This window comes from Rathayibacter sp. YIM 133350, assembly GCF_037404875.1.
In the GTDB taxonomy this organism is placed as follows: Bacteria; Actinomycetota; Actinomycetes; order Actinomycetales; family Microbacteriaceae; genus Orlajensenia.
In genome coordinates, this window is sequence record NZ_JBBELO010000039.1 from 131249 (window position 1) to 150853 (window position 19605).

A 19605-nucleotide genomic window follows, 5' to 3' on the forward strand; every position below is an offset into this window, starting at 1 on the left:
GGGGCGGACCTCAGCTGCGCCGCAGGAATCCCAGCAGCGCCGCGTTGAAGCGCGCCGGCTGCTCGATGTTCGCTGCGTGCCCGTCGTGCTCGATCACAACGGAGGTGGCCAGCGGGTTGAGGGCGGCTGCGGCGGCGGCGTGCTCGGCGGGCCAGAACTCGCTTTCGCGGCCGGCCACGAACAGGATCGGGACCGGGGTCGCCGCGATGCTCACCCGCCAGTCGGCTCTGGCGTGATCGCCGAGCAATGCCAGCTCGGCCGGTGAGAAGCTCGGGCGCCCTGCGCCGCGACCCGGATCGAGGGCGCGCAGAATGCGCGCGATGCGTACCGGCCCCTTCGAAGCGGCCGAGACCCGGCCCGGGTCGGGGATTCCGGTCGCGAAGGCCGTGTCGCGCGTGGCCGCGGTGTAGTCGTAGAAGCCGTAGGGCCAGTCCTCGGAGTTCAGCATCTTCGGCGTCTGGTCGACGATGACGATGTCGCGCACCCGATCCGTGCCGAACTGCCGCACGAACGACCAGATGGCGTTGCCTCCCATCGATCCGCCGACGAGGGATGCGTCGCGCACCTCGAGTGCGGCGAGGAAGTCGGCGATGTCGGCGCCGTGCCGCTGCATCGTGCTGCCGTGCTCCGGGGCCTCGGAGTCGCCGTGACCGCGCCGGTCGAGCGCGAGCACGCGATACCCGGCCTTCACGAGGGCCTTCTGCTGAAAACGCCAGCTGGTCGCGGGCGCCTTGAATCCGGCGATGAGCACCACCGGGCGCCCCGTCGGGTCGCCCGTCTCGAGGTAGTTCAGCCGTACGTCGTCGTCGGTGATGATGGAGGGCATCCACGCCTCTTTCGCGCCAGGGGTTCAGGAACGGCGGGCGCCGTCGCCGGCGCAGCCCTCAGACCCTATACCGACGGCGGCGCTCCGGCGTCCCGGCGGCGCCGCAGGGACACCCCGCGCGCGCGAGAACCCTCGCGCACGGGACGAGCGGCTGCGGCCTCCGCCTTCGGGCGCGGGGTGGCCGCTTTCAGGGCGTTCTCCTCCGCATCGATGGCCGCGAGCACGGCGAGCACGGCCTTCTCCTGGAAGCGATGGGCCCGACGCGCGTCGAGCACGGCCTGACGCTGTGCTCCGATCATGCTGCGCCGCAGCCGGGCGTATGTGATGTGGCGCGGCTCCGCTCCATCGGGGGTCGGCAGTTGCACCGAACGCGAGTGGAACGCCGCGTTGGCCCGGAGCGTCTCGATGACGTCGCCGTCATCGGCATCCGAGCGTTCCTCCTCGAGTCGGGCGATGCCCGCCTCCTCGGCCTCGGCCATGAGCAGCGCGCGCTCCATGTACTCCTGGTCGTAGTTGGGCGAGGGCAGTTTCAGCGCGCGCAGGATCGCCGGCAGGGCGAGTCCCTCGAGCAGCGTTCCGACCACGACGACGAAGGCAAGGAACTGCAGGAAGGCCCGTTGGGGCGTCTCCTCCGGCAGGAGGAAAACGGCCACGAGGGTGACGACGCCCCGGATGCCGGCGGAGGAGACCGCGATCGCGTTCTTCCAGCTCCACTGCCGCGCCCTCAGGAGGCGTGGACCGTGACGGTAGAGCAGCGTGAGTGCCAGCACCCAGGCGAAGCGAGCCACGATGAGCGCGACGAGGATGGCGACGCTGATGCCGATCGTCAGCCAGAGCCCCGGGCCCGAGGCGGAGGCATCCTCCACGATGCCCGACAGGCTCAGGCCGATGAAGAGGAACACCGCGTTCTCGAGCAGGAACTCGATCGTCTTCCAGTTCACGCGTTCGGCGATCCGCGCCTCCGCCGACTGCACCGTCGGCGAGCGGTAGGCCAGCAGGATGCCCGCCACCACCACCGCGAGAACCCCCGACCCGTGCAGGGCCTGGGCGATGATGTACGCCAGGTACGGCGTGATGAGCGAGATGCTCGTGTCGAGAACCGGGGCGCGCAGGCGTTTGCGCACCTCGGACAGCGTCCAGCCGACTCCCAACCCCACCGCGACGCCGACGATCACGGCGAGCGCGAAGTCGCCGACGATCATCCACGGGTTCAGCACGCTCACGATCGCGGCGATGGCCGCGTTCAGGGCGACGAGCGCAGTGGCGTCGTTGAGCAGGCTCTCGCCCTCGAGGATCGTCACCAGTCGGCGCGGAAGGCGCAGCCGCCCGGCCACCGCCGAGACCGCGACCGCATCCGTCGGCGCCACCACCGCCCCGAAGGCGAACGCCGCCGCGAGGGTGATGGCGGGAACGACGAGCCACGTGGTGAAGCCCACCACCACGACGGTGAAGGCGACCAGGCCGACGGAGAGCGCGAGGATACTGTCGTTGCGCGCCCGGATGTCGATGAGGGATGTGCGGATGGCGGCCGCGAACAGCAGCGGCGGCAGCAGTCCATAGAGGATGAACTCGGGCTCGATCTCGATGCGGGGCACCGACGGGATGTACGAGACGACGGCGCCCACGAGCACGAGGGCCACGGGCACCGACCAGCCGATGCGACCCACCAGGCCGGATACCGTCACGGTGACGAGCACGAAGGCGACGATCCAGACGACGGTCGTCGCGGGATCCATCACCACGCCGAGTGCCTCATGGTTTCCGAGTCTGGCATGGCGCCATCGCAATCGGCTAGTCTGCGGCGTGGCGGTCGCTTCAGCACCATGACCCCGCCTGTACCACCATCCCTCGCCGCGATGGAGTGCGGCGTTCACCCCCTCGGCCACCGTGCGCGGTGGTGCTGAAGAAAGGACAGCGATGTCTGACGAAACCCCGGTCACATCCGATTCCACCCGCCCCACGATCGTGCTCGTGCACGGCGCGTGGGCCGACGGCTCCAGCTGGAATGCCGTCGCCTCCCTCCTGCTGCAGCAGGGCTTCACCGTGCTGGTCCCGCCGAACCCGCTGCGCGGCGTCTCGGCGGACGCCGGCTACATCGCCTCGTACCTGTCCCAGCGCACGAGCGGCCCCGTGGTTCTCGTCGGCCACTCCTACGGCGGCGCCGTCATCACGAACGCCGGCGCAGAGGGAGGCGACGTACGCGCTCTCGTCTACGTCGACGCGTTCATCCCCGATGAGGGAGACTCCGTGGTGAACCTGCTGACCGGCACGAGCTCCGCGCTGGCTGTGGAGGATCCCACGACCGTGCTCGACCTTCAGGCCTACCCGGGCGCTCCCGACAACGCGCCGGAGGCGTTCCTCAAGCCGCAGGTGGTGCACGAGGCCTTCGCCCAGGACCTCCCCGAGGGCGATCGCGACCTCATCCTCGCGAGCCAACGACCCATCTCCCTCGTGGCGAACCTGGAGCCGACGGCGAAGACGGCCTGGAAGAGCATCCCGAGCTGGGCGGTGCTCGGAACCGACGACCGCACCATCCCCATCGACCTGCAGCGCCGGATGGCCGAGCGGGCAGGGGCCACGGTGACCGAGGTGGATGCCTCGCACGTCTCCATGGTGTCGCACCCCGACGTGGCCGTCGACGCGATCCTCGCAGCCGTCGCCTCTCTCTGAGCGTCGGCGCAGCGCGCCCGGAATCGCGTCGCGGTTCCCGGCGTGCTGCGACGGTGGCGGGTGCGCCGTCTAAGCCAGGGGCAGGTGCTTCGGGTAGCCGGAGAACCGTGACTCGCCGTGCGCGCGTACGAAGCGATTGTGCACCTCACGGCACGCGGCGCGCAGGTTCGTGTAATGCCCGATGAGCTCCCCCGCGGCATCCTCGGCCCGATAGCCGACCTCGCCACCGCGGCGCACGATGACGACGAGGCCGTAGCGGCGGCCGCTCTCGTCGCGCAGCTCCCAGCGGCCCGCGGTCGGCTCGTGCGCCGCGAGTATCGGATGCCATTCGACCATGTATCGAACATAGTTTCGATTGCTCGCAAACACCAACTCCGATCGGCGGCGGCTGTGTGCTAGCTCACCGCCGGCGCGGCGTCCTCCATCCGCAGCAGTCGGAACTCGTGCCGTTTCAGCAGGCGCAGCACGAGAGCGGCCGGGTTCCCGAACGCGCGGATGCCCTCTTCGGCGCCGTAGGGCTCCACCGCGACGATGCGGTACACCGCGCGGTGCGAGAGCACCTCGCATCCGCCGGCCGCGACGATGTTGCGATACCAGGAGACCTCGGGCCCGTACGTCAGCTCGGCGACGAAGCCCTCGGGAACGCGGGCGAGGATGACGGGGGTCTCGTACGTCTTGCCGCTCTTGCGGCCCACGTGCCGGATGAGTGAGAACGGCCCCCGACCGGCGCGGGCGAGTCGCAGCGTCAGCCGGTTGAGAGTGTGCTTGAGCAGCCAGAGAAAGGAGCGCTTCACGCGTCCGGCCATGGTGGACCTCCTGTTCGGTTGCACCATTCTGTCGGAACGGCCGGCCGCGGCAGGCGACACACCGCTGGGCCCACTGTCGCACCGGCGGCGTAGTCTGCCCGCATGTCCCCGGCAGCCCCAGACGTGCGTTGCGCGCTGAACGGCGCCGATGGCACAGCGTGCCCCCATCCCGTCGCCGCACAGGCGGCGCTGCCGCTGTGCACCGACCACCTGCTCGCCGCTCACGACTGGGTGACGCGCGACGTCGGCGTCACCGACCTGCTGCCCGCCCCGTGCCTGGCCTGCGGATCGCGAGTCGGGGTGCGCTACCCGTCGGGTTGGCTGTGCGCGGTCTGCGAGTGGAAGGTCGGCGACCTGCCCGACGAGCCGGGTGCCCGGCCCGTCGTCGACGTCGTCTACTACATCCGATTCGGCGCACTGATCAAGATCGGCACGTCGGCGAATCCCCGCAGGCGCATCGCGAGCCTGCCGCACGACGAGGTCCTCGCCTTCGAGCGGGGCGGACGCCTGCTCGAGCAGCGACGTCACCGCCAGTTCGCCGAGGCGCAGGTCAATGGCGGCGAATGGTTCCGGGTGAACGACGCCCTGCTCGCACACCTGCGTGACGTGGGCGCCGGCGTCGAGGACCCGTGGCATCGCTACGCGTTCTGGGTCAGCCGGGAACTCGCCGTGCGCGGCTGATCGATGTCGGCTGTTCACTTGCGTTCGCGGGCGCGCGGGGCGTTGACTTCGGTGCATGAGCCGCGAGCATGACGGATACGAGCAGATGCGCCGAGTGGAAGACCCCTACCTCGGCGAGGAGTACGAACTGGAGGAGGGCGGCGGAGTGCCGCAGTCCGACGGCCAAGACGCGGCCCGAGTGGCCGAAGCGGAGTACGGCGCCCTCGGCACCGGCTTCCTCGAGGGCGCTGAGGCCGACAAGGCTCCCGGTCCCCGGCACCGCAGGGACTGAGCTGCGGCGAGCGCCGCCGACGCCCGTCTCGCATCAGCCCACCTTCGAATTCGGCGAGAGTGCTAACGCTTCTCGCCGAGCAAGCGTAGATTGCGTTATATCGCGTTTGCGGGATGGCTGACGAGGGGACATCGACATGAGCAGTGATCGCGTGGTCGGCGAGCAGGGGCAGCCGAAATGAGCACCATCCTCTGGATCCTTCTCGCCCTCGGGACGATCGTGGTCGTCTCCGCGCTCACCGTCGTTCTGGTGCTGCGCGCCCTGTACCTGCGCGTCCGTCGCAGTCGAACGCTCAGCACGGCGGTGCTGCGCAACCGGGCGCGCTTCAGCTGGGGCCCGCAGCGCCGGGTGCTCTCCCTGCGGCTTCGGCTGCGGGAGTGCCTCGAGAGCGGCCGCGCGGCGATCGACGTCGCCGTCCGCAGCGACGGCCGCAGAGGCGAGCTCCCCCGATTGTTCCGGCGCATCGAGAACGAGGCCCTCGCTCTGGATGCGCAGCTGCGCCTCATGGAGAGCGAGACGGATGCCGCCGAGCTGGCGGCCGAGCTTCCCGCCGCGGCCCTGCGGGTCGACAAGGTCGCCGACATGGTGCACCGGGTACGCGCATCCGTCGCCTCGGGGCTCGTCGACCCCTCCGACGAGGCCCTTGCAACGTTGCGCGCCGACGTGGACCGCGAGGTGGCCGCGCTGCACGCCGGCCTCAGCGCGCTTCGAGACCTCGGTGAGAGCCCGACGCGTTCCTTCTCGACCTCATCACCCTCATCCGATCGCCTTCAGACCAAGGGAGCATCACAATGAGCGACAACACCGCACGGATGCGCACCATCTTCCGCAGCAAGGCGTCGCGCGCGCTCGACCGCATGGAAGACCCGCGCGAGACTCTCGATGACAGCTACGAGCAGCAACTCAAGCTGCTGCACCAGGTGCGCAACGCCGTCGCCGAGGTCGCGACCGCGAAGAAGCGCATCGAACTGCAGGGCCAGGAGATGGGCGCACGCTACCAGCGTCTGGCCGACCAAGCCCGCGAGGCGATGGCGCAAGGACGCGACGACCTGGCCCGCGCCGCCCTCGAGCGACGCTCCTTCCTCGAGGGCCAGGTGGCGAAGCTGCAGCAGCAGTACGGCGCCCTGCAGACCCAGACGGCGCAGCTGCAGGAACGCGAGCGGCGTCTCGCCGAGCAGATCGCCGCCTTCCGCATCGAGAAGGAGACGATCAAGGCCACGTACACGGCTTCGGCGGCGCAGGTGCGCGCGAACGAGGCCGTCTCCGGCATCGGCGCCAACATGAACGACGTCGGCGTCAGCCTCGACCGGGCCCGCGACCGGGTCGCCCAGATGCAGGCACGCGCGGCGGCCACCGACGAGCTGCTCTCCAGCGGAGCGCTCAAGGACCTCACCGCAGCTCCCGACGCCGACATCGAACGCCAGCTCTCCGCACTGGCGACGCAGACGGAGGTCGAGCGTCAGCTGAAGTCGCTGAAAGACGGCGGCACGGCCGGCGAGCAGAAGGGCAGCGGCAGCGACTCTCCCGACGGCTGGCTGGGCATCGGGCGCGGCTGAGCCGAGGCGATCAGCGGTTCTCGCGCTGCGTCATCCAGTCACGCGCGACGCGTTCCGCAGCGTCGTGCTGGTCCTCTCGCGTGATGATCACGAGGCTGTGGTCGTGGTCGCTGTACTGCACCAGGATGTCGATGCCCTGTTCACCCAGCCGCCCCGTGAAGGCGCCGAGTTGGCCGGGAAGCTCCTGGTCGAGTTCGACCATGACCACGCGGTTGACGCCCACCGGTCCCAGGCCCGCCGCGTCGAGGGCGTGGGCGGCCCGATCCGCGTCGTCGACGAGGAAGTGCGCGATGGCGACTCCCCCGTGCGTGAACACTCCCCCGCCTTCGAGGCTGACGCCCGCGTCGCCCACCGTGCGACCGAAGCGCGCGAGCGCTCCTGGCTCGTTCGGCAGGATGAGCTCGATGTCACGCAGCGCGCTCATGCGTCCTCCACCGTCACGTCGAGGGTGAGCGTGCAGTTGAGGGTGTTCGCAATGTAGCACTCGTCGTGTGCGGTGCGCGCTGCCGCCCGCACGCTCTCGTGATCGGTGCCGGCAGCCACGCGGATGACGGGCGCGAGGGCGATCCGGGTGATGCGCACCGGGTCGATCGCGGTGTCCAGAACAGCGCTCGCCTCGTCTTCGTAGTCGCGGATGTCCAGACCGGCCCGAGCGGCCACCGCGAGGAACGAGAGCAACTGGCACGAGCTGGCCGCGACGACGAGCAGTTGTTCGGGGTTCAGCAGTTCGGGGTTTCCGCGGAACGCGGGGTCGGCGCTGAGGGCCAGCTCGTCGCGAGCGGGTCGGGCCACCGCCGCATGATCGCGCGAGTACGCGCGGTATCCGCCGGCCGTCGTCCCGTCCCAGGCGACGTGAGAGCTGTAGGAGTGCTGGGTCATTGGGCCACAGTACCCATCGCCTCGTGCGTGCGTCGAGGGCGTCCCCACGGCATCCCCTCAGGCGCGCTTCGGTAGCATCGAGACCCCGTGCCCTCAGAGAATCAGACTCCCCGGTGGACCCCGCAAGCGCAGCCGGTTGCCTCGGCACCCGGCCGCTCGGCGCATCCGCGTGACAGGGACATCCGCGGGCGATTGCGGGAGGACGTCCGGCTCCTGGGCGCCGCGGTCCACCACACGCGCTCCGCGTTCGCCTTCCACCTCGGTTCGATCGCGCTGATCCACGCGATCACCATCTTCCTGGCGGTCCCGGCCATCGCCCGGCTGTTCCAGTTCGGGCTCGACGCGGCATCCATCGCGAACGTGACCGATCGCACGGTGGGCGCGCTCGTGGCGAACCCTCTCGCCGACCTGCTGCTCGTCCTGATCGCCGGCATCGCACTCGCCGTGGTCGTGATGCAGCTGGCGACCACCCTCGTCATCGCCGACCGCCAGCAGGAAGGCACCGCGCTCGCCGTACCCGCCCTCGCCGCTGACGTACTGCGCGTTCTTCGGGAGCTTCGACGTCGGGCACCCCTGCAGCGTCCGTTGCTGCTCGTCTATCTTCTCGCCGTCGTCCCACTCGGCGGCCTGGGACTGTTCTCGTTCATCACGCGGGGCATCGCCGTGCCCCCTTTCATCTCGGCCGAGTTCATGAAGTCGACCGGCGGAGCCCTCGTCTACTCGACGGTCGTGATCGGGCTCTTCCTCCTGAACGCCCGGCTGGTCTACACGGTCCCGGCGCTCGTGATCGCGCGGCTCACGCCTCTCGCGGCCATGGCGACGAGCATCCGGATGACGCGCCGGCGCGTGCTCCACGTGCCCGTCATGATCCTGATTCCGTTCGCGGTCGCCGCCCTGGCATCCTCGGGCGTCGTCGAGATGGTCGTGGACCTCGTGGGATGGGGATCGCCCTCGAGCAGGGCCACGACGATCGCCGCCTCCGTCGCCATCGGCGTCGGTTCGGTCATCGGATTCACCCTCACGGCCGGTACAGCCCTGATCGTCGTCAACGTTCTCGTGGCCGAGACGCGCGACCACCTCGGCCTGGCCGTCGTGCCGCCTGCTCCCATTGCCTCGACACGCAGGCGCCGGATCGTGCGCAGAGTCACCGTGCGCCTCGTCGCCGGTGCCGTCGCCGCGGCATTGGCCTTCTCGGTCGCCCCTGCCGTGGCCTCGCCGGTCTCGGCGGCGGCCGACACCGTCGTGCTCGCGCACCGCGGGTTCATCGGCGGCGGTGCCGAGAACACGATCGGGGCGCTCGAGGCGGCCGTCGCGACACACCCCGACTACGTCGAGACCGACATGCAGCAGACACTCGACGGAGGCTTCGTCGCCTCCCACGACAGCAACCTGCTCATGGTCGCGGGCATCAATCGCAACATCTACGACATGACGCTCGACGAGGTCACGCACACGAGCATCAGCGTTCACGGCTTCACCGCGAAGATCCCCACGATGGCCGAATACGTGCGTCGTGCCGAACAGCTGCGGATGCCGCTACTCATCGAGCTGAAGGTGCACGGCCACGAGAAGCCGGGTTTCGTCGAGGACTTCCTGAGGCAGCTCGACGCGCTCGGCGCGACCGAACTCAACATCTACCACTCCCTCGATCCGTCGGTCGTGGAAGTACTCAAGCGCCTGCGCCCCGAGCTGCGCGTGGGACTGACCATCGCCATGAGCGCGGGAGGGGTGCCCGCGAGTGCCTGCGACTTCTTCGTTATCGAGCAGGCCTCGTTCACTCGGCAGTTCCTCGACGATGCCCACGCGCTGGGCAAGCCGGTCTACGTGTGGACCGTCGACGGCGATGACCGCATCCGTCAGTTCCTGCGCATCCCGGTCGACGGCATCGTGACCGACCAGCCCGACGACGCCGTGCGCTATCGCGCCCTGATGTCGGCGAAGCCCGACCCCGAGCTGGTGACCGAGGACTCGTTGCGCGACTTCAGCGTCTTCCGCTGACCGGGTCGATTCTTCGAGGGAGGATTGCTCCATGCGATACACCCAGGCCGAGCTGGCGGCGTTCGCGGGCGGCACGCTCCCCGATCTGATCCCGGAGAACACGCGGCTGCTGATCGCGGGGATCAACCCCGGGTTGCTCACCGTCGCCGTGCAGGCGCACTTCGCACGCCCGGGAAACCGCTTCTGGCCGGCGCTCTATCGCGCCGGCATCGTCGATCGGCTCATCGACGCCTCCGAGGGCTTCCATCCTGACGACATCCGGCATCTCGAGGCGCGCGGCATCGGCCTCACCTGCATCGTGCCGCAGGCGACCGCACGCGCCGACGAGCTGTCGACGGCTCAACTGCATGCGGGCGGCGCGGCTCTGCGCGACCGCGTCGCGAGAGTGCGCCCTCGGGTGCTGGCGGTGCTCGGCATCGGGGCCTACCGCACGGCATTCGGTGACCCGTCGGCACGCGTGGGCAGGCAGCCACGGGACTGGCAGCGCACCCAGGTGTGGGTGGCTCCCAACCCCAGCGGCCTGAACGCCCATTCCACGCTCGCCGACCTCGCATCCGCCTACCGCGAGATCGCGATCGCGGCGGGAATCCCGCCCTACCCCGTCTGAGCGGGAAGGTTCACAGAAAGCGCCGAAGGCGACGGCGCTATCGGCTCCTGCCCCACCAGGTCGTACGGCGGGAACGCTCCGCCTTGGCCACGCGCGTGGCCTCGGCGAAGATGGCCTCGACGGCCGTTCGATCGCGCAGGTCGGGCGCCTCGATCTTCTCGTACCCGGTCACGCGCACGCGGCCGACCCGGTCGGGAACCCCGGCAATGGATACCGTGCTCATGTCGTGATCCTACCCTTCGACAGGTGAGAGGTGCTCACGCTCGCTCTTCGGAAACGCCAGCGCGAACGCCACTGCGAGTATCTCGGCGACCACCGACACGATCTGCACCTCGGTGTCCTGGAACTGCTCCTGCTCAGGCGAGTCGACGTTGAGCATGCCGTAGGCGTAACCGTCGTTGCTCACGAGGGGGACGGACACGAACGACAGCCACTCGGCACTCTCGCGATCCCAGCCCGGCGGCGGGTCTTCCCGGCGGTTCCGTGCGACGAGCACGTCGCCGTGCTTCACCCGCTGGAGCGCGAGGTCGGCACCCGGTCGTCCGGCGAGGAACTCGCCCGGCGGCTCGCCCCGCCCGCCGTACCCCACGACGCGAAGGGCACCGCCATCGGCATCCATCCCGTAGACGGCTGCCCTGGCACGGTCGACATGGCGAAGCAGCAGGGTCGCCAACGCCCACGAGGCCGCGTCGGCGACGGTCTTCAGGTGCGCCGCCCGGTTTTCGACAGTCATGTCGGGCATCTCCGACACCTTGGCCAGTACCGGCTTCAGCGCATCTTTCATCGCGACGCGCACCTTGGCGATGTCGCCGGTGTTGCGCGCCTCGGTGAGGTCGACCCGCCACCCCCAGAGCACCTGCACGACGATTCCGAGCAGGATGAGCAGCCACCCGAGCAGGGTGAGGAACCACGCCCAACTGAAGCCCTCGACGAAATCGCCCCTGGCGTCTTTGCGGGCCTCCAGCACCAGTCCGCCCGCGGCGACGATGCCCAGCACGAGGATGCGCAGAACGGTGAGACCGAACCGATTCCATCCCCCGGGAACGCGTGCTGACATGAGAAAAGGGTACCGAGCACCCCCGACGCCGAGGCGGGAATGGACGCTCAGCGGCGACGGCCGGCGAGCAGCGCATGCAGCAGCGGGAGCAGCGAGGCGGCCATCAGCACCGTGCCGAGCACCGCGTCGGAGGGCCGGAGGACCGCCCCGGCCACGACCAACCCGCCGAAGAGCAGCGCGGAGACGATACGCCGCCCCGTTCGTTCCAGCCGGGCGGCCCACCGCTCCATGCTGGGGTTGGCGACAGGCAGGGAACCGTCTTCCAGACGCGTGAGCAGGGCGTCGACCCGTTGGGGCAGGCGCCGGGCGATGCCGGCGAGTTCGAGTGCCTGTTGCGCGAGGTCTTGCACCACGTTGCCGCGCTCCTCGCGCAGCAGTCGAGCCGCATACGGCTCGATCGAGTCCCACAGGTTGAAGGCGGGATCCAGCGCGCTGCACACCCCCGAGGTCAGCGACATCGCGCGAATGATGAGAAGGAAGTGCTCGGGCAGTTGGAACGGCAGGGAACGCACGACGTCGCCGAACTGCTCGGCGAAGTCCCGGAACTCACGCGGGTCGACCTCGCGCAGTTCGGCGAAGCCCATGCCACCGAAGCGGGCGAACAGGGCGGTCATCGCTCGTTCCAGTTCCGCCGTCTCGGCCGAGGGAAGGAGCACGCCGAGCTCCCGCATCCCGTCGAGCAGGCCCTTGCCGTCCCGCGAGGCGGCCGCGATGAGCAGTTTGCGCAGGCCGCTCCGAGTGCCGGCGGGGACCTCGCCCATCATGCCGAAGTCGATGAAGGTCAGAGTCCACGCCGTCGTGCCCGAACCGTCCCTGATGGGAGTGACGAAGATGTTCCCCGGATGCGGATCGGCGTGGAAGTATCCGTTCGAGAACAGCTGGTCGAACATGACCGCCGCGAACACCGGGGCCACCTGCGCCGGGTCGATGCCGGCGGCGCGCAACGCCGGCGCATCGGCGATCTTGATGGCCGTCACGTCTTCAAGGGTGAGCACTCGGCGAGTGGTGCGCTCCCAGACGACGGCGGGAACGCTGACACGGTCATCATCTGCGAAGTCGGCGGCGAATCGTTCTGCTCCCGCCGCCTCGTGCAGGTAGTCGATCTCCTCGAGGCTCGTCTGCGCGAATTCGGCCACGAGGGCTCGCGTGTCGACGCGGTCGGAGACCAGCCGAACGTGGCTCAGCCAGCCGGCGACCCTGCGCAATGCCGCCAGGTCGACGTCGACGATCGCGTCGATGCCCGGTCGTTGCACCTTCACGACCGCGCCGCCGAATCCCACGTCGTCGACGTCGGCCGGCGCGAGCCGGGCGCGGTGCGCCTGGCCGAGCGAGGCGGCGGCGACCGGCGCCGTCTCGACGTTCGCGAAGGCACGCTCGAGCGGCATGCCGAGTTCCCGCTCCGCGAGCACCTGGATGGCACCGAACGACACCGGCGGCACCTCGTCTTGCAGCCCCTCGAGTTCCGCCGTGATCTCCGGCGGCAGTACGTCCAGGCGCGACGACATGAACTGGCCGACCTTGATCATGAGGCCGCCGAGCTCGACCGCGAGCGCGTGGAAGCGCTGGGCGAAGCGCCGCATCCGTCGCGAGCGCGTGCGCGCCGCGAGCCCCGCGAGCCCGATACGGGGAAGCACGAGTTCGAACCACCAGGTCACCGCCAGATGCCAGCCGGCGAACCGCAGGATGCGGCGGTAACGGGCCCGAGTGCCACCGGCGCCGGCACGCGGAGCTTCGCCGGGGCGACCGGCCGAGGGCACCTCGTCAGCCTTGGGCGAGGATCGAGTACAGCCGACGGCGCGCCTCATCCAGGGCGGTGACCGCCTGCTGCACCTGCTCCGGGGAGCCGGTGCGCGCCACCTGGGCGGCGGCCTGCGCGAGCGCGACGCCCGCCTTCGGAAGCGCTCCGAAAGACCCGCCCTCCGTGCCCGCATCCCACGGCGTGCTCCCGCCGGAACCGGCGACCTCGACGTGGCCTGCCTCGGTGAGGGCGTAGGTCTTGCGGCCGTTCGACTCGACAGCGGCGACGAGGCCCTCGTCGGCGAGCAATTGCAGGGTCGGGTAGACAGAACCTGCGCTGGGCTTCCAACTGCCACCGCTGCGCTCTTCGATCTCCCGGATGATCTGGTAGCCGTGCATCGGCTGCTCGGCGAGCAGCGCCAGCACCGCCGCGCGCACGTCGCCGCGACCGACACGTGTGCCCACGCGCTTCTCGAACGTCGTGCGCAGCTGTTCCATCAGCTGCCACACGCCCTCCGGCCGATTGCCCGCGCCGAACCCACCGGCCGAGAACGAACCACTCATGACAACCTCTTCCGCTGATCCTGAACGATACTCAACGATATAGCGGCACCGCGGCGCGCGATAGGCCGTTCGACCTCCCGTTCCTCACCCGATCACCGCTGCCGGAAATTTCCTGACGATCCCTCGACATCTGTGGCACGCTGATCACGACCGCGGTGCCGTGCTCGCTGCCGAGCACGCGGTGCGCGCGATCGCCCGAGCGCGGCGATCACGCCCTCCCCGTCGCGTCGCTGAGAACCGCATCCGATCGGAAGGAAAGAGCACCATGGCCGCAACACCCGATTCCCCGACCGTCGTACTGGTACACGGAGCGTTCGCCGACGCCGGCAGCTGGGTGCCCGTCATCGAGCGCCTGCAGGCCGCGGGCGTCCACGTCGCGGCGCCCGCGCTGCTGATGCGGGGGCTGGGCTCGGATTCCGCCTACATCGCGAGCGTGTTCGCCCAGATTCCCGGGCCGGTGCTGGCCGTCGGGCACTCCTACGGCGGCGCCGTCATCAGCAGTGCCGCCACGCAGGCCGCGAATGTGAAGGGGCTCGTGCTCGTATCGGGCTTCGCCCCCGAAGAGGATGAGGTGCTCGGCGAGGTCGAGGGAACCTCGCGCGACAGCGCTCTCGGACCGGCACTCATCCAGGCGCAGTTCCCCACGGGAAACGGTGACGAGACCGCGGTCGAGCTGTACGTCGATCCCGAGAAGTTCCCCGCAGTATTCGGAGGGGACCTTCCCGAGTCCCAGGCGCGGGCCTTCGCGGCCTCGCAGCGGCCGATCGCGGCGGCGGCCTTCGACGAGAAATCGGGAGCGCCGGCGTGGAAGCACCTTCCGACCTGGTCGGTCGTCGCCACCGGCGACAAGGCCGCGGGATCCGACGTGCTGCTCTCGATGGCACGGCGGGCGAACGCGGAACTGCTCGAGCTGGAAGGCTCCCACCTCATCATGGTCTCGCAGCCGGATGCGGTGACCGACGTCATCCTGCGCGCGCTCGAATCCGTGGGAGGCGCGCGATGACGGATCAGCAGCCGGTCGACGAGCTCGCCGCGAAGCTCAAGCGCACCGAGCTGCAGCACCAGGCCTCCTCGATTCCCGGCAGGGACATCGTTCAGGTGCTCACCGAGATTCCCGAGGGCGTCGAATCTGGTTGGCACACGCATCCGGGTGAGGAGGTGGGCTACATCCTCGCCGGCACGGTCGAGATGCGCATCGACGGCCAACCGACGCTCACCCTGCACGCGGGCGACCCGTTCCTGATGCCGCCGGGAACGCCCCACAACGCGCGCGACCTCGGTCCGGGAACCGGCATGATGCTCTCGACCTACATCGTCGACCCGTCCAAGTCCTTGGCGACGTTCGTGAAGGTGGACTGACACCACGCGACGGCGCCCGCCATCATCCTCCGGTCGACGGCGAGCCGGCGGCGAACCGTACGCTCACAGCCTGCGCTGCTCGATGGCGTCGATCATCGTCGTCAGGCGGATGCGCTCCCTCTTCATCCGCTGTCCCCCGGCGTACGTCCTGGCGAACGCCTCGGCGATATCGACGGGATCCTCTCCGAGGATCACGCGCACCGGCGTGCCGTCGATGACCGCGAGCTGCCAGAGGTCGGCCTCATCGCTCGTCAGCCTCGCCAGGGCACCCGCATCCATCCGCGTGGGCAAGCGCACGCAGTAGCGGTGAAGAGCCATTGCGGCACTCCGGTACGGCTCCGGAAGCGCCGTGAGGCGACTCAGCGACTGCCGGTAGCGCGCCCTGCGTCGCAGGTCGGTGGCAATCCGGTCCATCCAGTTCGCGGCCAATTCGCTCACCCTCCTCGTTCGTCTCGTTGTTCTCTAGCCTCGAGCCGCCGAATGGTCGCATCAACGGCCGATCACGATACGATCGTTCACCCGTGTATTCACGATGGAAGTGGCGGCAATGGAACTGCGCGACATCGAGATCTTCCTCACGCTCGCCGAGGAACTCCACTTCGGCCGAACGGCCGAGCGACTGCACGTCTCCGTGTCGCGGGTGAGCCAGGCCATTCGCTCTCAGGAGACGGAGATCGACGCACCGCTCTTCATCCGGTCGAGCCGTCGCGTCGAATTGACGCCCGTGGGCGCCGCGCTTCGGGTCGGGCTCGAGCCTGCCTACGAGGGCATCCGCCGCTCCATCGCCGACGTCGTCGCGATGGCGCGGCTATCGGCCGAGACACTGACGATCGGCGTGCAAGGTGCGCAGGCCCACGAACTCGAGCCCGTTCTCACGTCGTTCCGCGCGGCACATCCGCTCGCGGACGTGCGGTTTCGAGAGGTGTACTTCACCGACCCGTTCAGCGCGCTCCGGCGAGGCGAGGTCGACGTGGTGACGGCTTGGCTGCCCGTTGAGGAAGCCGACCTCGTGGTCGCGTGCGTGCTGCGCGAGGAGCCGCTGAACCTCATGATGTCGGCGCGGCATCCGCTCGCCGGTCTCCCCGAGGTGCCGCTCGAGGCACTCGGCGATCTTGTCATTCCTGATGTGGTGGGGCCCGCACCTGCACAATGGCTCGCCGCCGTGCTGCCGCAGACCACACCGTCAGGGCGCCCGATCAGGCGCGAGCACTCGGTGTCGACCTTTCAGGAAGTCTTGGCCGTTGTCGCGTCGGGCGAGGCCGTCTCCCCTGTCCCCGATGAAGGCCGACGCTACTATCCGCGGCCGGGCATCGCCTACGTGCCCTTCGCTGACGCCGAGCCCGTCCGGTGGGCACTCATCCGGCGACGGGAGCCGCTGACGCCGCTCGTCTCGTCCTTCGTCTCATTCGCCCGGCGTGGGTCGTGACGCCGGCTCCTCGCCGATCGTGCGCACGAGATGCAACGCAGTGGTAGGAGGGCGGCCAGGGCGTCACCGGCCGAGCGGCGGATGCTCAGGCGACCGATTGCGAGGATCAGGCGCCCAGCAGTTGCACGATGCGATATTCGACGAGTTCACCCATGGCGAGCGCCGTGGTCGTGCGTTTCACGCCGTCGATCGCCAGGATGCGTCCGGCAACGCGGTAGAGGTCGTCTGCGTCGCGGGCCACGACGTGGACGAGCAGGTCGGCGACGCCGGAAAGGCCGTGCACCTGCAAGACTTCGGGAACCTCGGCGAGGGTCGACGAGACCACTGCGAGCTTGCGTTGGGTGACGGTCGTGAAGATGAAGGCCTGCAACGGGAAGCCCAGGTACGCCGGATCGATCCGTCGCTCCACTGAACGCAGGGTCTTCTCCTCACGGTATCGCGCGAGGCGTGCTCTGACTGTATTGCGGGCGAGGCCGGTCGCTTCGGAGATGGCAAGGTTCGTCGCATCCGGATTCGCCGCGAGGTGCTTCAGCACGGCGACGTCGATCCCGTCCGCCAGGCGTCGACTGGTCATAGTGGTCACCCTTCTCGCACATCCGATGAAGCGCTGTGACCATTATGCGCATTTTCGGGCTTATCTGTTGCGCAGGAGTCCCATTAGTGGTCGGCTCATCCACAGCGATGCGCAAATCTCGCGCACCGCCGCCCTCTCCACAAGGGAGTTCCACTGCCGTGAGGCCATCACCCTCGCTGACGGCCTCAACCGGCTGACGTCTGGAGACGATGATGTCGAACGCCCCCTTGACTGCACTGTCTTCGGCGGCGGCATCCACCTTCGAGGCCGCACCCGCCTCGACGTCCTCGTATGCGGAGGACCGCCGTGCCGCCGACGCCCTCCAGCGCATCGAGCAGCGCGTGCTCTGGCTGGCGACCTCGATCGTGCACCACGCCAACCGCGTGCGACCCAACCCTTCGGGCATGAAGGTGGGTGGCCACCAGGCATCGAGCGCATCGATGGTCACGATCATGACCTCGCTGTGGTTCGAGCAGTTGCGCAGTGAGGATCGGGTCTCGGTGAAGCCGCACGCCTCTCCTGTGCTGCACGCCATCAACTACCTGCTCGGCGGCCTTGACGAGCGCTACCTCCCGACCCTTCGTGAGTTCGGTGGACTGCAGAGCTATCCGAACCGATCGAAGGATCCCGATCCAGTCGACTACTCCACCGGTTCGGTGGGCATCGGGGCGACCGCTCCGCTGTGGGGCGCGATCTCGCGACGATACACCGAGACCCTCACCGGAACGCCCAACCGGGGTCGGCAGTACTCGCTGCTCGGCGACGCCGAGCTCGATGAAGGCGCCATCTGGGAGGCCGTGCTCGACTCCGCCGTCCAGGATCTGGGAGAGATCGTCTGGGTGGTCGACCTGAACAGGCAATCCCTCGACCGCGTCGTTCCCAACATCGCCGCCGGCAAGATCGAGAAGCTCTTCGAAGCCGCCGGATGGCAGGTCATCCCGGTGCGCTTCGGCCGATTGCTCGAGGACCTCATGCAACGCCCCGGCGGGACGTCCCTCCGCGAGCGAATCGTCGGCATGTCCAACGCCGAATACCAGCGGCTGCTGCGCTGCTCCGCCGCTGAGCTGCGTCTGCGTCTGCCGGGCGTTGACGAGCAGGCCGAGGCGGTGGCGGCGTTGATCGGCGAACTCGACGATGCGACACTCTCGGGCGCCATCCGCAACCTCGGCGGTCACGATCTGGATGCGCTGCGTGCTGCCTTCGCTCAGATCGATGACTCCCGTCCAACGGTGATCATCGCCTACACGATCAAGGGTCATGGTCTTCCGATCGAGGGACACCCGCAGAACCACTCCTCGCTGCTGTCGATCGAGCAGTATGACGCGTTCGCCGCGTCCCTCGGCGAGCGAACGGATGCGCCGTGGTCGCGATTCGCGCCGGGATCGGCCGAGGGAGCGCTCTGCTCCACGGCGGCGGCTCGACTCGACCGACCGATCATCCCCGCCGTCGCCGCCCCACGGGTACCAACGGATCTCGGGCACACGCCGACGGGCTCGGGCACCACCCAGGCCGCGCTGGGCCGGGCATTGCTCGACCTCACGCGCGTCGCGCCGGCTGTGGCCCGCCGCGTCGTGACCGTCAGCCCGGACGTCTCTTCGAGTACCAATCTCGCAGGCTGGATCAACAAGGTGGGCGTCTGGTCGACTCGGGAACGCCATGACTGGTTCGACGACGACGGCGAGACGCTCCTGCACTGGCGGGAGCGGCCCAGCGGACAGCACATCGAACTGGGCATCGCCGAGGTCAACCTGGTGAGCCTCATCAGCGAACTCGGCACGACGTGGAGTCGCTGGGGAGAGACCCTGTTCCCCATCGGCACGATTTACGATCCATTCGTCGAACGCGCGCTCGAACCGTGGTCGTACGGCATGTACGCCGGCGGACAATCCATCCTCGTAGGAACACCGTCGGGAGTGACCCTGGCGTCGGAGGGAGGCGCACACCAATCGATCACGACGCCGTCGATCGGGCTCGAACAGCCCCAGTGCCTCAGCTACGAGCCCGCGTTCGTCGTCGACGTCGAGTGGACGCTCCTCGCAGCGATGGCGCAGATGGGTCGACCGGGAGGAAAGTCGGCGTATCTGCGCCTCTCAACGCGGCCCGTCGACCAGAGGCTCGCCGCGGTGCCGGGTGATCCGGCCGCCCGCGAGCGGCGCAGACGGCAGGTTGTCGCCGGGGGCTACCTGCTGCGGTGCGCCGCCGATCCTCAGATGACGATCGTCGCGATGGGGGCGCTCATGACGGAGGCTCTCGCCGCCGCCGACCGTCTTGAGGGGATCGGCATCGCCGCGGATGTCGTCTGCGTCACGAACCCGGGTCTCTTGTTCGAAGCGTTTCAGGCACGCGACGCCGACGGAGAGGGACAGCCATGGATCCTCGATCAGATCCTCCCCGCCGATCGTGCGCGACCGATGGTCACCGTCTTGGACGGCCACCCTCACACCCTCGCGTTCCTCGCCGGCATCAACCGTGTGAAAGCGCGTCGTCTGGGCGTCTCCGGGTTCGGTCAGGCTGGCGATCTCGAGTCGGTCTACCGTTATCACGGCATCGACACCGAGAGCATCGTGAGGGCATCGCTCGACGTCGTGAGGTGA

At 69.1% G+C, this 19605-nt stretch carries 23 protein-coding genes; 11 read left to right on the forward strand and 12 right to left on the reverse strand.

The genetic code is table 11. The annotated features are described in order from the left end of the window. Window positions 1–10: 10 nt before the first annotated feature. Both WDJ51_RS15075 and WDJ51_RS15080 read right to left on the reverse strand, forming a co-directional pair. Window positions 11–826 carry an alpha/beta fold hydrolase gene (locus tag WDJ51_RS15075; RefSeq protein WP_337853288.1) on the reverse strand — a complete coding sequence of 272 codons (816 nt, stop codon included), beginning with the start codon at window positions 824–826 and terminating at the stop codon, window positions 11–13. 65 nt (window positions 827–891) lie between these two features. Next, window positions 892–2562 carry a Na+/H+ antiporter gene (locus WDJ51_RS15080; protein ID WP_337853353.1) on the reverse strand — a complete coding sequence of 557 codons (1671 nt, stop codon included), beginning with the start codon at window positions 2560–2562 and terminating at the stop codon, window positions 892–894. Window positions 2563–2743: 181 nt separating this feature from the next. Between WDJ51_RS15080 and WDJ51_RS15085 the strand changes: the two genes are divergently transcribed. Further along, the gene (locus tag WDJ51_RS15085) at window positions 2744–3496 is read left to right on the forward strand and encodes an alpha/beta fold hydrolase (RefSeq protein ID WP_337853289.1); all 753 of its coding nucleotides are present in this window, start codon (window positions 2744–2746) and stop codon (window positions 3494–3496) included. A 69-nt stretch (window positions 3497–3565) separates the two neighbouring features. On the opposite strand, the gene WDJ51_RS15090 is transcribed toward WDJ51_RS15085, so the two are convergent. Then, window positions 3566–3832, reverse strand: coding sequence for a hypothetical protein (locus WDJ51_RS15090; RefSeq protein WP_337853290.1), 267 nt, complete (start codon window positions 3830–3832; stop codon window positions 3566–3568). A gap of 59 nt (window positions 3833–3891) precedes the next feature. Then, complete coding sequence (locus tag WDJ51_RS15095; protein ID WP_337853291.1) at window positions 3892–4302, reverse strand: nitroreductase family deazaflavin-dependent oxidoreductase; 411 nt, start codon at window positions 4300–4302, stop codon at window positions 3892–3894. A gap of 102 nt (window positions 4303–4404) precedes the next feature. On the opposite strand from WDJ51_RS15095, the gene WDJ51_RS15100 reads away from it, so the two are divergent. The 4 genes from WDJ51_RS15100 to WDJ51_RS15115 all read left to right on the forward strand — a co-directional run bounded on the left by WDJ51_RS15100 (window position 4405) and on the right by WDJ51_RS15115 (window position 6810). Continuing rightward, the gene (locus WDJ51_RS15100; protein ID WP_337853292.1) at window positions 4405–4983 is read left to right on the forward strand and encodes a GIY-YIG nuclease family protein; all 579 of its coding nucleotides are present in this window, start codon (window positions 4405–4407) and stop codon (window positions 4981–4983) included. Window positions 4984–5038: 55 nt separating this feature from the next. Continuing rightward, the gene (locus tag WDJ51_RS15105; RefSeq protein WP_337853293.1) at window positions 5039–5254 is read left to right on the forward strand and encodes a hypothetical protein; all 216 of its coding nucleotides are present in this window, start codon (window positions 5039–5041) and stop codon (window positions 5252–5254) included. Window positions 5255–5431: 177 nt separating this feature from the next. Beyond that, complete coding sequence (locus WDJ51_RS15110; protein ID WP_337853294.1) at window positions 5432–6049, forward strand: hypothetical protein; 618 nt, start codon at window positions 5432–5434, stop codon at window positions 6047–6049. After that, window positions 6046–6810, forward strand: a complete 765-nt coding sequence (locus WDJ51_RS15115; protein WP_337853295.1) for a PspA/IM30 family protein — start codon at window positions 6046–6048, stop codon at window positions 6808–6810. The genes WDJ51_RS15110 and WDJ51_RS15115 overlap by 4 nt, the downstream gene beginning before the upstream one ends. 10 nt (window positions 6811–6820) lie before the next feature. Here the strand turns inward: WDJ51_RS15115 and WDJ51_RS15120 are convergent, their stop codons facing one another. Together WDJ51_RS15120 and WDJ51_RS15125 are read right to left on the reverse strand one after the other, a co-directional pair. Further along, entirely contained in the window at window positions 6821–7234 is a 414-nt protein-coding gene (locus WDJ51_RS15120; RefSeq protein ID WP_337853296.1) for a hypothetical protein, read from the reverse strand. Further along, window positions 7231–7689 (reverse strand): OsmC family protein, encoded by a 459-nt coding sequence (locus WDJ51_RS15125; RefSeq protein WP_337853297.1) that lies wholly within the window; start codon window positions 7687–7689, stop codon window positions 7231–7233. The genes WDJ51_RS15120 and WDJ51_RS15125 overlap by 4 nt, the downstream gene beginning before the upstream one ends. Window positions 7690–7776: 87 nt before the next feature. On the opposite strand from WDJ51_RS15125, the gene WDJ51_RS15130 reads away from it, so the two are divergent. Together WDJ51_RS15130 and WDJ51_RS15135 are read left to right on the forward strand one after the other, a co-directional pair. Further along, window positions 7777–9687 carry a glycerophosphodiester phosphodiesterase gene (locus WDJ51_RS15130; RefSeq protein ID WP_337853298.1) on the forward strand — a complete coding sequence of 637 codons (1911 nt, stop codon included), beginning with the start codon at window positions 7777–7779 and terminating at the stop codon, window positions 9685–9687. A 31-nt stretch (window positions 9688–9718) separates the two neighbouring features. After that, a complete protein-coding gene (locus tag WDJ51_RS15135) occupies window positions 9719–10294 on the forward strand; it encodes a mismatch-specific DNA-glycosylase (protein ID WP_337853299.1) in 576 nt (191 codons plus the stop codon). Between the two features lie 37 nt (window positions 10295–10331). Here the strand turns inward: WDJ51_RS15135 and WDJ51_RS15140 are convergent, their stop codons facing one another. Genes WDJ51_RS15140 through WDJ51_RS15155 form a run of 4 tightly spaced genes read right to left on the reverse strand, consistent with a single transcriptional unit; the run spans window position 10332 to window position 13652 of the window. Beyond that, entirely contained in the window at window positions 10332–10517 is a 186-nt protein-coding gene (locus WDJ51_RS15140) for a hypothetical protein (RefSeq protein ID WP_337853300.1), read from the reverse strand. Window positions 10518–10526: 9 nt separating this feature from the next. Then, window positions 10527–11351: a GAF domain-containing protein gene (locus WDJ51_RS15145; RefSeq protein ID WP_337853301.1), complete on the reverse strand. Its 825-nt coding sequence runs from the start codon at window positions 11349–11351 to the stop codon at window positions 10527–10529. A 47-nt stretch (window positions 11352–11398) separates the two neighbouring features. Continuing rightward, a complete protein-coding gene (locus tag WDJ51_RS15150) occupies window positions 11399–13156 on the reverse strand; it encodes an ABC1 kinase family protein (RefSeq protein WP_337853302.1) in 1758 nt (585 codons plus the stop codon). After that, window positions 13113–13652, reverse strand: coding sequence for a PadR family transcriptional regulator (locus tag WDJ51_RS15155; RefSeq protein ID WP_337853303.1), 540 nt, complete (start codon window positions 13650–13652; stop codon window positions 13113–13115). The genes WDJ51_RS15150 and WDJ51_RS15155 overlap by 44 nt, the downstream gene beginning before the upstream one ends. A 265-nt stretch (window positions 13653–13917) precedes the next feature. On the opposite strand from WDJ51_RS15155, the gene WDJ51_RS15160 reads away from it, so the two are divergent. Both WDJ51_RS15160 and WDJ51_RS15165 read left to right on the forward strand, forming a co-directional pair. Then, window positions 13918–14655 carry an alpha/beta fold hydrolase gene (locus WDJ51_RS15160; protein WP_337853304.1) on the forward strand — a complete coding sequence of 246 codons (738 nt, stop codon included), beginning with the start codon at window positions 13918–13920 and terminating at the stop codon, window positions 14653–14655. After that, entirely contained in the window at window positions 14652–15011 is a 360-nt protein-coding gene (locus WDJ51_RS15165; RefSeq protein ID WP_337853305.1) for a cupin domain-containing protein, read from the forward strand. Before WDJ51_RS15160 ends, WDJ51_RS15165 begins: the two co-directional genes overlap by 4 nt. Window positions 15012–15074: 63 nt before the next feature. On the opposite strand, the gene WDJ51_RS15170 is transcribed toward WDJ51_RS15165, so the two are convergent. Then, on the reverse strand, window positions 15075–15449 hold the full coding sequence (locus WDJ51_RS15170) for a hypothetical protein (RefSeq protein WP_337853306.1): 375 nt from the start codon (window positions 15447–15449) through the stop codon (window positions 15075–15077). A gap of 109 nt (window positions 15450–15558) precedes the next feature. Between WDJ51_RS15170 and WDJ51_RS15175 the strand changes: the two genes are divergently transcribed. Beyond that, window positions 15559–16437, forward strand: a complete 879-nt coding sequence (locus tag WDJ51_RS15175; RefSeq protein WP_337853307.1) for a LysR family transcriptional regulator — start codon at window positions 15559–15561, stop codon at window positions 16435–16437. Window positions 16438–16543: 106 nt separating this feature from the next. On the opposite strand, the gene WDJ51_RS15180 is transcribed toward WDJ51_RS15175, so the two are convergent. Next, entirely contained in the window at window positions 16544–17011 is a 468-nt protein-coding gene (locus tag WDJ51_RS15180) for an Lrp/AsnC family transcriptional regulator (RefSeq protein WP_337853308.1), read from the reverse strand. 227 nt (window positions 17012–17238) lie between these two features. Here WDJ51_RS15180 and WDJ51_RS15185 point away from each other — a divergent pair, with 227 nt between their 5' ends. Beyond that, window positions 17239–19605: a transketolase-like TK C-terminal-containing protein gene (locus WDJ51_RS15185; protein ID WP_337853309.1), complete on the forward strand. Its 2367-nt coding sequence runs from the start codon at window positions 17239–17241 to the stop codon at window positions 19603–19605.

What these genes read in the sequence shown, in the direction of transcription:
- WDJ51_RS15075 (WP_337853288.1), bottom strand. Translation starts at nt 826, where the DNA reads ATGCCCTCCATCATCACCGACGACGACGTACGGCTGAACTACCTCGAG.
- WDJ51_RS15080 (WP_337853353.1), bottom strand. Translation starts at nt 2,562, where the DNA reads ATGGATCCCGCGACGACCGTCGTCTGGATCGTCGCCTTCGTGCTCGTC.
- WDJ51_RS15085 (WP_337853289.1), top strand. Translation starts at nt 2,744, where the DNA reads ATGTCTGACGAAACCCCGGTCACATCCGATTCCACCCGCCCCACGATC.
- WDJ51_RS15090 (WP_337853290.1), bottom strand. Translation starts at nt 3,832, where the DNA reads ATGGTCGAATGGCATCCGATACTCGCGGCGCACGAGCCGACCGCGGGC.
- WDJ51_RS15095 (WP_337853291.1), bottom strand. Translation starts at nt 4,302, where the DNA reads ATGGCCGGACGCGTGAAGCGCTCCTTTCTCTGGCTGCTCAAGCACACT.
- WDJ51_RS15100 (WP_337853292.1), top strand. Translation starts at nt 4,405, where the DNA reads ATGTCCCCGGCAGCCCCAGACGTGCGTTGCGCGCTGAACGGCGCCGAT.
- WDJ51_RS15105 (WP_337853293.1), top strand. Translation starts at nt 5,039, where the DNA reads ATGAGCCGCGAGCATGACGGATACGAGCAGATGCGCCGAGTGGAAGAC.
- WDJ51_RS15110 (WP_337853294.1), top strand. Translation starts at nt 5,432, where the DNA reads ATGAGCACCATCCTCTGGATCCTTCTCGCCCTCGGGACGATCGTGGTC.
- WDJ51_RS15115 (WP_337853295.1), top strand. Translation starts at nt 6,046, where the DNA reads ATGAGCGACAACACCGCACGGATGCGCACCATCTTCCGCAGCAAGGCG.
- WDJ51_RS15120 (WP_337853296.1), bottom strand. Translation starts at nt 7,234, where the DNA reads ATGAGCGCGCTGCGTGACATCGAGCTCATCCTGCCGAACGAGCCAGGA.
- WDJ51_RS15125 (WP_337853297.1), bottom strand. Translation starts at nt 7,689, where the DNA reads ATGACCCAGCACTCCTACAGCTCTCACGTCGCCTGGGACGGGACGACG.
- WDJ51_RS15135 (WP_337853299.1), top strand. Translation starts at nt 9,719, where the DNA reads ATGCGATACACCCAGGCCGAGCTGGCGGCGTTCGCGGGCGGCACGCTC.
- WDJ51_RS15140 (WP_337853300.1), bottom strand. Translation starts at nt 10,517, where the DNA reads ATGAGCACGGTATCCATTGCCGGGGTTCCCGACCGGGTCGGCCGCGTG.
- WDJ51_RS15145 (WP_337853301.1), bottom strand. Translation starts at nt 11,351, where the DNA reads ATGTCAGCACGCGTTCCCGGGGGATGGAATCGGTTCGGTCTCACCGTT.
- WDJ51_RS15150 (WP_337853302.1), bottom strand. Translation starts at nt 13,156, where the DNA reads ATGAGGCGCGCCGTCGGCTGTACTCGATCCTCGCCCAAGGCTGACGAG.
- WDJ51_RS15155 (WP_337853303.1), bottom strand. Translation starts at nt 13,652, where the DNA reads ATGAGTGGTTCGTTCTCGGCCGGTGGGTTCGGCGCGGGCAATCGGCCG.
- WDJ51_RS15160 (WP_337853304.1), top strand. Translation starts at nt 13,918, where the DNA reads ATGGCCGCAACACCCGATTCCCCGACCGTCGTACTGGTACACGGAGCG.
- WDJ51_RS15165 (WP_337853305.1), top strand. Translation starts at nt 14,652, where the DNA reads ATGACGGATCAGCAGCCGGTCGACGAGCTCGCCGCGAAGCTCAAGCGC.
- WDJ51_RS15175 (WP_337853307.1), top strand. Translation starts at nt 15,559, where the DNA reads ATGGAACTGCGCGACATCGAGATCTTCCTCACGCTCGCCGAGGAACTC.
- WDJ51_RS15180 (WP_337853308.1), bottom strand. Translation starts at nt 17,011, where the DNA reads ATGACCAGTCGACGCCTGGCGGACGGGATCGACGTCGCCGTGCTGAAG.